Annotated in this window: 14 protein-coding genes and 1 pseudogene; 8 read left to right on the plus strand and 7 right to left on the minus strand. The window is 63.3% G+C overall.

The genetic code is table 11. The features are described 5' to 3' along the window. Nucleotides 1-59: 59 nt before the first annotated feature. Nucleotides 60-902, minus strand: a complete 843-nt coding sequence (locus AB0L82_RS38670) for an alkylmercury lyase family protein (RefSeq protein WP_364648607.1) — start codon at nt 900-902, stop codon at nt 60-62. A gap of 216 nt (nt 903-1,118) precedes the next feature. On the opposite strand from AB0L82_RS38670, the gene AB0L82_RS38675 reads away from it, so the two are divergent. Beyond that, nucleotides 1,119-1,826, plus strand: coding sequence for a TetR/AcrR family transcriptional regulator (locus tag AB0L82_RS38675; RefSeq protein ID WP_364648610.1), 708 nt, complete (start codon nt 1,119-1,121; stop codon nt 1,824-1,826). On the opposite strand, the gene AB0L82_RS38680 is transcribed toward AB0L82_RS38675, so the two are convergent. From AB0L82_RS38680 to AB0L82_RS38690, 3 genes are all read right to left on the minus strand, one after another. Further along, nucleotides 1,816-2,112, minus strand: coding sequence for a hypothetical protein (locus tag AB0L82_RS38680; RefSeq protein WP_364648613.1), 297 nt, complete (start codon nt 2,110-2,112; stop codon nt 1,816-1,818). The two genes, AB0L82_RS38675 and AB0L82_RS38680, sit on opposite strands and share 11 nt — an antisense overlap. Before the next feature lie 113 nt (nt 2,113-2,225). Next, nucleotides 2,226-2,504: a hypothetical protein gene (locus AB0L82_RS38685; RefSeq protein ID WP_364648616.1), complete on the minus strand. Its 279-nt coding sequence runs from the start codon at nt 2,502-2,504 to the stop codon at nt 2,226-2,228. 178 nt (nt 2,505-2,682) lie between these two features. Next, on the minus strand, nt 2,683-2,937 hold the full coding sequence (locus tag AB0L82_RS38690; RefSeq protein ID WP_364648619.1) for a hypothetical protein: 255 nt from the start codon (nt 2,935-2,937) through the stop codon (nt 2,683-2,685). 396 nt (nt 2,938-3,333) lie between these two features. Between AB0L82_RS38690 and AB0L82_RS38695 the strand changes: the two genes are divergently transcribed. Further along, a complete protein-coding gene (locus tag AB0L82_RS38695) occupies nt 3,334-4,533 on the plus strand; it encodes a hypothetical protein (protein ID WP_364648622.1) in 1,200 nt (399 codons plus the stop codon). Then, on the plus strand, nt 4,515-5,219 hold the full coding sequence (locus AB0L82_RS38700; RefSeq protein ID WP_364648625.1) for a dihydrofolate reductase family protein: 705 nt from the start codon (nt 4,515-4,517) through the stop codon (nt 5,217-5,219). Before AB0L82_RS38695 ends, AB0L82_RS38700 begins: the two co-directional genes overlap by 19 nt. 18 nt (nt 5,220-5,237) lie before the next feature. Here the strand turns inward: AB0L82_RS38700 and cutA are convergent, their stop codons facing one another. After that, nucleotides 5,238-5,666, minus strand: coding sequence for a divalent cation tolerance protein CutA (cutA, locus tag AB0L82_RS38705; RefSeq protein ID WP_364648628.1), 429 nt, complete (start codon nt 5,664-5,666; stop codon nt 5,238-5,240). Nucleotide 5,667: 1 nt separating this feature from the next. Between cutA and AB0L82_RS38710 the strand changes: the two genes are divergently transcribed. Further along, nucleotides 5,668-6,816, plus strand: coding sequence for a DUF1152 domain-containing protein (locus AB0L82_RS38710; protein ID WP_364648631.1), 1,149 nt, complete (start codon nt 5,668-5,670; stop codon nt 6,814-6,816). 6 nt (nt 6,817-6,822) lie between these two features. Next, on the plus strand, nt 6,823-7,305 hold the full coding sequence (locus AB0L82_RS38715) for a hypothetical protein (protein ID WP_364648634.1): 483 nt from the start codon (nt 6,823-6,825) through the stop codon (nt 7,303-7,305). Nucleotides 7,306-7,389: 84 nt separating this feature from the next. Here AB0L82_RS38715 and AB0L82_RS38720 read toward each other — a convergent pair whose 3' ends face one another. Next, complete coding sequence (locus tag AB0L82_RS38720; protein WP_364648636.1) at nt 7,390-8,217, minus strand: alpha/beta fold hydrolase; 828 nt, start codon at nt 8,215-8,217, stop codon at nt 7,390-7,392. Nucleotides 8,218-8,474: 257 nt separating this feature from the next. Between AB0L82_RS38720 and AB0L82_RS38725 the strand changes: the two genes are divergently transcribed. From AB0L82_RS38725 to AB0L82_RS38735, 3 genes and pseudogenes are all read left to right on the plus strand, one after another. Then, a complete protein-coding gene (locus tag AB0L82_RS38725) occupies nt 8,475-8,894 on the plus strand; it encodes a hypothetical protein (RefSeq protein WP_364648639.1) in 420 nt (139 codons plus the stop codon). Nucleotides 8,895-9,120: 226 nt separating this feature from the next. Then, nucleotides 9,121-9,456, plus strand: a pseudogene (locus tag AB0L82_RS38730) (hypothetical protein); the annotation flags it as partial. Nucleotides 9,457-9,714: 258 nt separating this feature from the next. Continuing rightward, nucleotides 9,715-10,554, plus strand: a complete 840-nt coding sequence (locus AB0L82_RS38735) for an alpha/beta fold hydrolase (RefSeq protein ID WP_364648642.1) — start codon at nt 9,715-9,717, stop codon at nt 10,552-10,554. A 70-nt stretch (nt 10,555-10,624) separates the two neighbouring features. Here the strand turns inward: AB0L82_RS38735 and AB0L82_RS38740 are convergent, their stop codons facing one another. Continuing rightward, nucleotides 10,625-11,716 carry a hypothetical protein gene (locus AB0L82_RS38740; RefSeq protein ID WP_364648644.1) on the minus strand — a complete coding sequence of 364 codons (1,092 nt, stop codon included), beginning with the start codon at nt 11,714-11,716 and terminating at the stop codon, nt 10,625-10,627. Between the last annotated feature and the right edge of the window lie 176 nt (nt 11,717-11,892).

Consider the following 11,892-nt stretch of genomic DNA (forward strand, 5'->3'; position numbering starts at 1 on the left):
CCTTTCACGATGGTTCGCGCGGAAACCTGGTTCGCGCGAATATACGTATCGCCGAGGTCCTACAGCCCGACCCGGATGAAGTTCCCCAGCCCGTGTCGCCGCCATTCGACCAGCATCTTCGGGGTCGGCAGCCAGAACGGGTCGGGAAGCGGTATCCCCAAGCGAGATTCGCGGGTGAGGCCGAAGCGGGGGCCGTTGCGCAGCATGTTCGTCATCGAGAATCGCGGCTGATAGTCGTGGCCGAGGCGTCCTTTGCCGAGGCTTTCGGTGATGAGCGCCGCCATGTGTTCGGGGGCGCGGGTGATGCCGTGGATCTCGGGGTGTTCGTCCTGCCACTGCCTCACGGCGTCCTCCGAGGCGAAAAAGCTGTTGTAGTCGCACCATCCGACGACCCGGTGCGGCATCTCCCGGACCGGATAACCCAGGTGGACGCGCAGGGTTCGCGGCGCGAAGTCGACCAGAATGCCATCCCGCTCGACCAGCTGAATGGGCGCACCGGTCTGCCTGCACACCGAGTCGACCACCACCTCGGCTCCGGGGAACTGGCCGGAGATCGCACATGCTTCGACCGCGCATTCGGCGAACCAGCGCTGCACGCCGTCGACGGTGACGCGGTAGTGGTTCGCGAACGCGGCGAAGGGCCGCGCGTAGACGATCTCGCCGAGGGGCGGTTGCGGATTCGCGAGCGGCTCACCCTGAAAGACCGGACTGCCCGCATGCTCGTCATCCTGCACGGCTACGCAGATCGCGCCCTCGAGATCGCGCAGCTCACTGCGCATTTCGTCGTCCGACAAACCGAATTCCGTCCGCAATTCCGCGACGGTCGGCACGGTTCCCGAGTCCCGAACCTGGCTCATGATGCGTTCGCGAATGAGGTGAGCGCGAGCAGTGAGTGTGGCCACGAAGCCCTCCTAGGTCTGATCCTGCATTCTTCTGCAACCAGTGATCACTATGCGATCAGTGTTCACTCTTCTGGGATGGGTGTCAACGATCGCGTCGCCACATCTCGATTGACGGGCCGAACGCGGCAGTCGATTCGCGTACAGTGATCACAATGTGAACAGGTCGGCGAAACCAACCGCGAGTACGCCGCCTCCGCGACGAAGGGATGCCCCTCGATGCCGGACCCCGCCCCCGGGACGGTCACCCGCCGAGCCGAGCGCCGAGCCGCGACGGTGGCCGAGATCAAGTCGCATGCGCGACAGCAGCTCGCGACCGAAGGCACCGGCGGCCTCTCCCTGCGCGGTATCGCCCGCTCGATGCGCATGTCCCCCGCGGCCCTGTTCCGCTACTTCGACAACCAAACCGCCCTGGTCACCGCCCTCTGCGTCGACGCGTACGACGCGCTGAACGATGCGATCACCGAAGCCCAAGCCACCGCGGACCCCAACCCCACCGCGCAATGGCGAACCCTCTGCCTGGCCACTCGCCACTGGGCCCTGACCCACCCCGCCGACTTCGCCCTCATCAACGGCACCCCCATCCCCGGCTTCGAAGCCCGCCCCGAAGACACCGGCCCCGCAGCAGGCCGACTACTCACCCTCGTCTCCTCCGGCTACCTCGCCGCCATTGCCTCCGGCGCAGCCGACCCATCCGCAACCCAGGTCCCACCACTGACCGCGGGCCCCCTCCTGAAATCACTCCTAGACACAGACTCACTCCCCGACACCCCCATCCCCGGCATCATCCTCAACGGCTGGGCCTCCATCCTCGGCTTCATCGCCGCCGAAGTCTTCGGCAGCCTCACCTCCCTGATCGCCGACCCCGACGCCCTCTTCGACGCCCACCTCCGAACAGTCATGCACGGCATGGGTTTCAGTCAGTGACACCGTCCAAGGCAATGCGTTCGACGCACGCCTCGTTCGTACCGCCGCTGGGTTCGGGATTCCAGAGATCGGTCATGGTCACTCCGGTCCTTTCCCTCCGGAAACGCTGGGCAGTGTCGAGGTAGACCACATCGGAGGTAGCGACGATCTCGCCGACTGCTTCGTCATAGCTCAAATGCCGTGCGCTGGGCGTGATTACAGCCTCGGCATCCTGACCCCACGCGACCGTTTTCAACTGCATTAGCGGCTCGCTCCGCCGCGCCACGTCATAAACGATCGCCGCCACGATGTACCCGAGTCTCTCTGCGACATCATGGATCTCATCCTCATCTGCCCGCCGTCGCGCCCCGGACACTCCTCAACGCAGAAATCCGACTGCCGTTCGCAAGGGCAAAGACCTCACACCCATGACTCCACCTCTGCTATCCGTTCGGCGATATCAGTGATGCGGAGCGTGCCTTCAGGCTCGGTGCTGTCTGCACAGTGAATGGTGTACAAACGCGTTTCCTCGATGCAGAAGACTTCCGCAAGAGGGAACAACACCGCAATGTCGTTGTCGGAGAGGTGTTCAGCCCCCGGTGCGAGGACCGCGTCAGCGCCCTCGACCCGCAGCAGGCTCAGCAACCGGCCGGGGTCTCGATCATCGTCATAGTCGTAAACGACCAACGTCAGATCCATTCTCAGCAGCCTCGCCATGCACCACATGGCGTCCTCGTCTTGCTCCCGCCGGCTACCCGAAACGTCGACGCGCAGATAGCCAATAGCCGACCGTGTCCTCATTGCCGACCACCTCGGTAGCCGACGTTGTGGCGCTTGCCCGCGAGTCCTGGACTCAGGTATTTGCCCGCAACGTGGGTCATCGCATCACCACATATTCGCGGTACGCGGATCGGCCGATTGCCATGCGGCCGCGATCGGTCGGCCGCCAACGTGCCGGACCCTGTGGCGTGCAGCGCACCAATCCAGTGCGCGAGAGCCGCATCAGGGCATTGCGAACTGGTGGTTCGGTCAGCCCTGTTAGTTGGGAGAGTTCGGCCACGGTCGCCGAATCCGATCCGGCCATCGCGGCCACGGCTCCCAGTACTCGCGCTTCTTGTTCGGTGAGTGCCATGGCGGTTACTTCTTCCCCTCCGCGTGGAACCTGCTGGGCGGCAAATGTTTTCCTTGCACGGTGTGGACTACATCCGGAACGAGCGCGTATCCCCTCCGTGGGAGAGTGACCCAATCCGGCGTCCCGGGCGCTACTTCCCACTGTGGCCGTCGTCAACCGAGGAAAGAAGTGACTGGAGGTGTACTGCGCGGGTACTCTCGGGCCACCAAGTCGGTTAGGGGAAGGCCGATGGCCACGTGTGCCCAATGGACAGGCGTTGAAACCAAGGCGTTTCGAATAGCTTTGCGGCTCAAGCAAGGGCCGTTTGCGGAGTATGTCGGTGTATCACTTGACACCGTCAAAAAGTGGGAACGTCGTGGGGCGACCATTACCTTAAGTAGTGCTTACGCGGCGCGCATGGACCAGAAGCTGGCTGCTGCGGATTCTGATGTGGTACGGCGCCTTCAGGCGTTGCTCGAATCAGAACCTACATCGGGCATAGCAGTAGCGGAGGTCGACACTCCGTCCGAAACGGACGCTGATGATTGCGTCGTCGTTTCCGCTCGAACCCTCACCGGCGAGCTTGTTCTCGTTTCGGTACCGCGTCGGAGCTTCGTCACGGGAATCGGGGCCGGCGCGATCTGGGCGGCGATGTCCAAAAGCAAGGTGCCGGTGCGACGTTCGCTGACGGGTAAGGTATTCGCCGGTCTGTTCTCGAATGCTCAGATCGACCACGCAAAGCATTTTGACTCATTGAGAATGTCTCTGATCGAGTCCGACAACATCTACGGCTCGGCGCAAACCCTTCCGCACGTTGTGAGTGCCCTAGACCTGTTGGACCAACTCAAGCGGTCGAAAGTTGGTGATCCTGAGGGCATCTTGCGGATGCGTGCCCTGTTCGCCGAGACGGCAGCTTGGCAGTTTCAGGACCAGCGAGATTTCGTCAATGCCCAGTTCTGGGCCGCGCGTGCGTTGCAGTGGTCTCACCAGTTGGCTGACGACTACTACATCGGCCTGTCGTTGGTTCGGATGAGCCAACTGGCATGCGACCAAGGTGACGGAGCAGAGGCTGACGAGTTGGCTGTCGCGGCGCAACGTAGCGCGCCTGACGATTCCCTCTTCGCCGCAGCGTCCCTGACGTTCCGTGCGCACGCGCTCGCGCTCGACGATGACCTCGTCGCAAGCGCACGCACATACGATCAAGCGCGCTTGATCGTCGAACGGGCAGACCACGATCCGAGGTGGGGGATGTTTCTCGATGACTCCTACATCGATGCGCATCAAGCCCATACCTTTGCGGAGTGTGGTGAATTCGTGAGAGCCACAAATCAGTTCGCTGATGCCATGTCTCGCATGCAACTGGGCTTCCCTCGGGACAAAGGGGTATATCTCGCCCGCGCCGCAGTGGCCCATATGAACGCGGGTGAGATCGAACCTGCCGCAGCGCTGGGATTAGAGGCGTTGCAAATCGGAGTGGGAACGCGATCGGCCCGCATCCTGCACAAGGTCCGGCACCTTTCGGGCATGATCGATGGCGCCAGTACGCAACCGGGCGTCGCGGAGTTCCAGGACGCCTTCTCTACCTGGAAGGCGCAGGAGTGTCCCGACCCCGTGTAGTTCTCTCCGTCGCCGTCAGCCTCGACGGTTATATCGATGACACCATTCCCGAACGCCTCTATTTGTCCAACGAGCGCGACTTCGACGGTGTTGACCAGTTACGCGCCGAATCCGACGCCATCCTGATCGGCGCCGAGACCGTGCGCAGAGACAACCCGCGGCTGTGGTTACGCAGCCAGGAACGGCGAGAGTCGCGCGTTGCCGCAGGGAAACCGGCGAACCTGCTGAAGGTCACCGTGACCGCATCGGGTGACATCGACCCCGATGCTCGGATGTTTCACCAGCACATCGAGGCCGGAAAACCTTTGGTGTACACCACGGTTGAGGGTGCGGAAAAGATCGGAGTGAAGCTCGCCTCGGTGGCGGATGTTGTCGCCATTCCGGACGCCGACTTCTGGGGAACGCTCCTTGATGACCTCGGTCGGCGCGGGGTCGGGCAGTTGATTGTAGAAGGTGGCACACACATCCATACGGCTTTTCTGGAGGCTGGACTCGCCGATGAGTTGCGTTATGCGTTGGCGCCCTTGCTGATTGGCCAGAGTGATGCACCTCGCTTCGTCAATCCGGCGCAGTTTCCCGGAGGAACGCGTCGGCGACTCGAGTTCGTTGACGCCAGTACGCTCGACGATGTGGTGGTTCTGCGGTACCGCCCCAAGAACACCAGCACGACCGGGCATGGCCAGTAGCGGTTGTCAGAAGCACGGCTATTCCACTGCGGCTGTGACCTTCTCGACCCAAGCCACGTAGTACTCGGTCGCCCATTCGACGGGGGTTGCGACGATTTCGGCTGCACCTGCCCAGGGATGAAGCTCCTGAATCCGCTTGGCGAGCTTGTTCCGAACCATGACCGACGTCTTGAGCGTGACTCGCCATTCCTGACCTTCGCCAAGTTCGTCGTTGTGCCAGAACACCGACATGGCCGGGCCTGACACTTCGGCTCCGGCGGCGAGCCGCTCAGCCACCACGGTCCGGGCGATCATCTGCGCATCCTCCACGGTTGGCGTTGTGGAGGTAACTGACCACACCCTTGCCTCTGTCATGTCCTCGACCCTATTCGGACCGGGCCCTGCATGGCCGTGGCGGTAGTCCGGAATCCGATCGAGTCGTCCGGTATACAAGGGTGATGCGGACATCGTGCTCGAGGTCGATGCTTCGATGAGCAGGGCGTTGGCGGTTGCCGCAGGTGGTGGTGGTGATGCCGTCACTGCGGCCGTAATCGCGTCTGCGATGCCGGACCTTGAAGTGTCAGCCGTACTGACCTACTCGTGGGACCGGCTCATGATCGATCCGACTCCCGGCCCGCGGTCGGTGGCGGACTTCGACGGACTGATCAGCCTGAGCGGGTCGGTCGCGGAGATTCCTGCGACGGCCAGCCTGCGGACAGGCGGGCGATCTACGATTCCCCGCCTCGCGCAACATCTTTCGCTGCCGCTGCTCCTGATGGATGCCAGCGCGGGGGCTCCGGGGCTGGCATCTCAAATCTGCGGCGCTGCTGAGGTTTTCGGCGCGGATTCCATTGTGGTTATCGATGTCGGGGGAGATATCCTCGCCGAAGGGCATGAAGCGAGTCTGCGGAGTCCTCTTGCCGATTCGTTGGCGTTGGCGGCAGCAGTGATGACGAAGCTGCCGGTGCGAGTACTGGTCGCCGGGATCGGGCTCGACGGAGAGTTGACCGAGGATGAGCTTCACGGATGCCTGGATCGCCTTGGTGGGCAAGTCGTGAAGCAACTCGTTCCATCGGATGTCCTTGCCTATGAAGGAATTTGGGAATGGCATCCGTCCGAAGCGAACGCTCTGCTCGCGGTCGCGGCAGGCGGATGGCGTGGCCAGGCCGAAACTCAACGTGATGCCCTGGTTCGGATTACCGACGATTCGGCGGCGGTGTACGAAGTCTCCACCGCTGATCTGTACGAATCGTCGTTGGCTTCGCGCCTGTCTCATGCACCGACGCTCGCCGAGGTCGAACAACTCCTTCGGCGAGATCGTGGCTACAGCGACATTGATGTCGAGCGGCGGCGATTGCGGACACGGCCGCCGACACGGCGACCTGCCGAGGATGCGATGGATGTCATCGATCGATACGCGGGTGATGCCTCCGCTCGTGGCATCGACGCATTGACGATTCGTCGAGTTGCGGAGTTGGTTCACGCGACCGACTTCGAAGCAACTGACGCACTTCGTATCTCGCTGATGCGTAAGCGTTCGAGCCACTTTCGTCCGCCCCTTTACCTCACCCGGCCGACGGCGGGAATCGATCGATCGGATGGTTGGCGCGGTATATAGGTGGGCATGACTCGCATCGGTGTTACGGGGCACATGAACATCACGCGGGATTCGGTGCCCGCGATCTATCGCGAGATCGTTCGAATCCTCTCGGCTACAGGCGATCCGGCCGGTTTGGTTGGTGTCAGTTGTATCGCGCGGGGCGCCGATAGTGTGTTCGCGCAGGCTGTCCTCGATGTCGGCGGCCGGTTGGAGGTTGTGCTGCCGTCGCGGAGCTATCGAGAGCGGAAGGTCAAGCCGGATCACGCGGAAGTGTTCGATGGCTTGATCGCTCGCGCGGCAATCGTGCGCGTCATGGATTTTGACGATGCGGGGCGCGAGGCGTACGAAGCCGCCAACGAAGCGGTTGTCGGCACCTGCGATCAGCTGATCGCGGTGTGGGACGGCCAGCCCAGCGAGCAGGGCGGCACCGGCACCGTGGTCGAGCTGGCCCGAGCGAAAGGCGTTCCCGTCGATATTGTTTGGCCGCCAGATGCTGCTCGAGGATGACCGAGCGAGCGCTGCCGGATTGTTCCGAGTGCTGCGGTGTCTTGGCTGCGAGTTGTGATCGGGGAGAGCGTCTTTGGCGTCGATTCAGTGGGTGGGGCATGAGCCGCCGACGCGCTGGAGTTGGTCTGCGGGAATGGTGACCGATTGATCGTTGCGCACTGCGGCGAGGACTGCGGCGATGCAGGCGGCTACCAAGTCGGGTTGGTCTGCGGGGATGTGGTGTCCGGCTGTGTCGGCGACGACGAGGAGCGCGTCCAGGGTGTCGGCGAGCGTTCTTTGTCCGTGCTGCCACCGGTCCTCGAGTACTTCGGGGGTAAGGGGCGCATACTCGGCTGCCTCGTCCGGTGTCAGTCGCAACCATCGGCCCTGCGCACTGGCCAGGACCACGGCCGGCATCGGCGGGACGACCGCAGTTCGCAGCTCGACCAGTGATGCGGCGGGATCCAATTTCGACGATCCGGGACTGGGTTGGTCCCGTTCGTCGCCCTCGTGTTCGGGCCAGTCCGCGTCGATTAGGTGATCCAGGGTCGTCGCGTCGACTAGAACGATCCCGGCTGTGTCTGCGCAGTATCGCGCGGCATACAACATCGCGATCAGGCCGCCGATCGAATGTCCGACCACCACGTGGGGTGAGTCGATCCCCAGTCCGTTGACCAGCTGGTGCAGCTCGTCGGCGAGGGAGCCGAGTGTGCGTGGCTGCTCAGCCAAATGTCTTGGGAGCGAGCCGCTGTCACCTATACCGGGTCGATCGTAGGTGAGCGTGGGATGCCGATGCGGTTGCAGCAGAACCTGATCCCATTGATCTCGTCCTGTTCCCAGGGCATTGATGTGGATGACGGGCACATCGGAATTTCCTGGGCGGAGGGATACTGCCAGCTCGTAGCCGAGGTCGACCATTTCGAATCGCCGCACGCCCCAATTGATACCACTGCGTGCGGCCCTCGGTCGCGGGAATTTCTGTGCTGCAGCTCGATTCGTGGCCGGGGCTCGAAATCACCACGGAAATCCACCCCGTGCGCGCCTCGACACGCCTCGGTGCGCGGTCATGCGCGTCATGACCTTCATGTGTGACGCTAGCCACATAGTTGCTAACTATTCGCTCAACGTGTTCGATGCTTGCTTTGTGATCAATGATCACCTTCCAGGAACCGGCAGTGAGGAGCTCCGTCATGAAACGTCTAGCGCTGGTGGCCGCCGCTATCGCGGGTATCGCGGTCCCGATTGCCGCCATGCCCGCGGCCAACGCCGCACCCGAGGGCTCGGTGTACTTCAACTACGGCGGGAAGAACTGCGCGATCACCCCCGACGGCGTGATCGGGTGCGATGGCTGGGGCCCGGTTCAGGTGCTGTCGATTCCGCTGGGCGGCGGGATTCCGGTGTCGATTCCCGCGCCGCAGTCCATCCAGGACGCAGGCGGTCTCCACCCCAGCTACGACTTCAGCCAGCCCTTCACTCAGCCCGGTGGCAATCCCGACTTCTTCGCGGTCGCCAATGACCAGGGTCCGTTCGGGCCGAAGCTGTCTCATGCCGGCGCCTTCTGCGAAATCAGCTTCCATGGCTGGTTCCGCTGCGTCGCTCGCGGGCAGTAGCAATCAGCGTCGCGACCATCCTCGTGTGACTCGAGAAAGGCTCTGACCAGTGAAGCGTCTATTCATAGCCCTAGCGGGGCTGGCTCTGATCGCCAGTGCCGCAGCATGTTCCAGCAGCTCCACGACCTCGCCGAGCACCACCGCCGCCTCGACCACTCGAGCGGTCGCGACGACGACGTCGATCACCCCCACCTCGGTGCAGCCCGTTCCGACGACCACCGAGAAGCGTGGAGCGGACGGCTCCACCGGCAACAACCTCGGCGCCGAATACTGTGCGAAGAATCAAGATCCGGGCTGCCCGCTCGGCAGTTACGTCGGCCCCAACGCCATCCCGAATCCGAACGGCGACGGCACCTGGGTCCCGTGCGAGGGCACCATCTGCACCAACCCCAATCACGGTGCGGGACCGGATATTACGACGCCCCCGCCGGTCGAGACGACCACCCCGGCGCAGAACGGCGACAAGGTCGCGGGCGCACCCTGTGAAGGCGATGGCCGCTGGGTTCACCTCGAGGGCGGCAATGCCGGACACTACGGCACCGAATGGCTCTGCCAACACTGAACGACGTCGGAACCGGGTAGTGCGACTATGCATGTGCCCGGTGTCCACCGTGGATTTTCATCGCTCTGCCGGTAGTCGACAAGGTCTCGGTCGGTAAGACTGCACCGACGCGGCCGGAAGACTTCCGACCGCCCAACCGCGTTGTCTACGACCAGGAGATGCCTAATGTCAGGATTCGGGCGATTTGCGACCGCAGCGTGCGCGGCAATCGCCGTCCTGACCGGTTTCGGCACAGTCGCGCACGCGCAGTCACTGCCTGTGCCCTTTGGCAATAGCGAGATGATCCGGGTCGCGGTCAGCGGATGGGACGGCCCTGTTCCCGGCGCGAACGACTATTCGTGCCGCCCGTCCGCCGACCACCCCACGCCGGTGGTCCTGACCGGCTCGACATTTCTGTCCGCGGCGGTGAATTGGACCTCGCTCGCCCCCTACCTGAGCAATCTCGGATTCTGTGTCTTCACAGTGGATTACGGGCGCACGGTCTACCGCATTCCGCCGGGGCTCAACGGTATGGATCCGATTCCGAATTCGGCGATCGAGGTTCGCGATGTGGTGGATCGGGTGCTGGCCGCGACCGGCGCGGCGCGAGTCGATTTGGTCGGGCATTCCCAGGGCGGACTCGTCGATCGCTACTACCTCAATGTCCTCGGCGGTGCGGACAAGGTCGGGAAAATGGTTCTGATGTCATCGCCGTATGCGCCGACCGGACTTCCGGTCGATGTTACGGCATTGGCGCGCAACATCATTCCCGAGTCGCTGTTCCAATCGATCCTGAACAACGGACGTATTCCACCGTTGTACCTGAACTTCGTCGACCCGTGGGCATGGGAAAAGATCCAACCGCTGCAACCGGCGATCGAGTACACCCAGATCACCGATCTCACCGATGAGATCGGCCTGCTCGGCGGAATGCGCGCACCGGCTGGTGCGCCCAACGCGGTCACCCGGTACATCAATGACGCTTGCCCCATTGATCTTTCGCAGCATTTCGCGCAGCCATACTCGCCGGCCGCGGTCGCGATGGTCGCGAACGCGCTCGACCCCGCGCATGCCCTCACACCGCCGTGCACCTTTGTGCCGCTCTACTCCTTGGGCTGAGTGCGGGGGAGCATCGGTGCAGGGATGCAGAACTCGGCGACGCAGCGGTGCGCGCATCGGCTGCACGGCGCTACTGGTCGACGTACTTTCCGAGGGACTGCTGGAGTTCACTGAGACCGGGTTCGGAATACAGCTTGCCGAGTGTCATCACCAGGACTGGACAACCTTCCTCGCGTTTGCCCATGACCCGCTCGGACGCAACTTTCCGGCCGGTCTTGGCTTCGTAGAGGGTCGCCTGGTAGATGCCCTGATACATGGGCAGCGTCTTGCCTCCGTCGAACCAGCAGTCTTTGATGAGCACACCCTCATCGGCCTGCCCCAGACACGCGATGAGCTGAATCCGGTGCATATCAGGATGTGTGAATGCCGGTGACCCCCACTGCGATGGCACATTGGCATCGGACAGGGTCAAGGGCTCGATGCTCCCCATATCGCTGGTGATGTACGTGGTGACCCGATGCGGACCGCTTCCGGTATAGGCGTCCATCGCCGGGTAGTACGTCCGCGGGCTGTCGCATCCGTCGCGCATCGCCCAGACATCTCGCACCTCAGCGGTATTCGCGACGAGCGACGGCTTTTCACCACGCTTCGCCAATTGCATGTTGACGATGTAGGACAGAGCCATGCAGATCACGACCGCCCCCGCGACCGCCCACCGCCGCCGCCGCGACCACGGCTTCGACGGTGACCTCGGCTTCGACGGTTGCCTCGGCGTCGCTGGTGACCTCGGTGCGCGGGGCACCACTGCTTGGCGTTTCGGCGGCGTCCGGAGCATTTGCCCGGTCTCACCGAGCACCATCGGCAGCACCGAGTCGATGCCGTCCAACCGCGTCCCGAGCACATCCGACTGAATCGCGTCCAGCAGCCCGATCCGATCCAGCCCATCCTCCCGCAACGCCCGAGCGGCCGCCGACCTCTCGTCGGCGACCAACCCCAACACCAACATCCCCACCGGCAATGGCCACAGCTCATACCGATACGCCAGCCGCCCCGCGACCTCCATCCCCGCCGCGCAAGCATCGGTCAACGGCACCCCGTTCCAACTGAACGAGCCCGACCCGACCGGCTCCGAAACCGGCTTGCGCCCAACAGCATCCGGATCTCCCGAATACAGCTGGATCCGTCCCCAGCGCCCCACCGAATCCGCCCGCATCAACTCCACCAGTAGAGTCCGCGTATCAACCCGCCCACTCGCCCGACCAGCAGCCAGCAATGCCGCCACCACCGTGGAATGCAGCGGCGCTGAGGTTCCCCCGCTAATCCGGAGAGCGGATTATCTGGTTCCGGCTGGAACCTGTTGATGGTAACCGCCTTCGAACTCGTCGGGTGATCGCCAGC

This window comes from Nocardia sp. NPDC052001 (assembly GCF_040680615.1).
Taxonomy (GTDB): domain Bacteria; phylum Actinomycetota; class Actinomycetes; order Mycobacteriales; family Mycobacteriaceae; genus Nocardia.

Bases quoted from the DNA above. Each gene is read 5' to 3' on its own strand.
- AB0L82_RS38675 (WP_364648610.1), top strand. From the start codon at position 1,119: ATGCCGGACCCCGCCCCCGGGACGGTCACCCGCCGAGCCGAGCGCCGA.
- AB0L82_RS38685 (WP_364648616.1), bottom strand. From the start codon at position 2,504: ATGGATCTGACGTTGGTCGTTTACGACTATGACGATGATCGAGACCCC.
- AB0L82_RS38690 (WP_364648619.1), bottom strand. From the start codon at position 2,937: ATGGCACTCACCGAACAAGAAGCGCGAGTACTGGGAGCCGTGGCCGCG.
- AB0L82_RS38695 (WP_364648622.1), top strand. From the start codon at position 3,334: ATGGACCAGAAGCTGGCTGCTGCGGATTCTGATGTGGTACGGCGCCTT.
- cutA (WP_364648628.1), bottom strand. From the start codon at position 5,666: ATGTCCGCATCACCCTTGTATACCGGACGACTCGATCGGATTCCGGAC.
- AB0L82_RS38715 (WP_364648634.1), top strand. From the start codon at position 6,823: ATGACTCGCATCGGTGTTACGGGGCACATGAACATCACGCGGGATTCG.
- AB0L82_RS38725 (WP_364648639.1), top strand. From the start codon at position 8,475: ATGAAACGTCTAGCGCTGGTGGCCGCCGCTATCGCGGGTATCGCGGTC.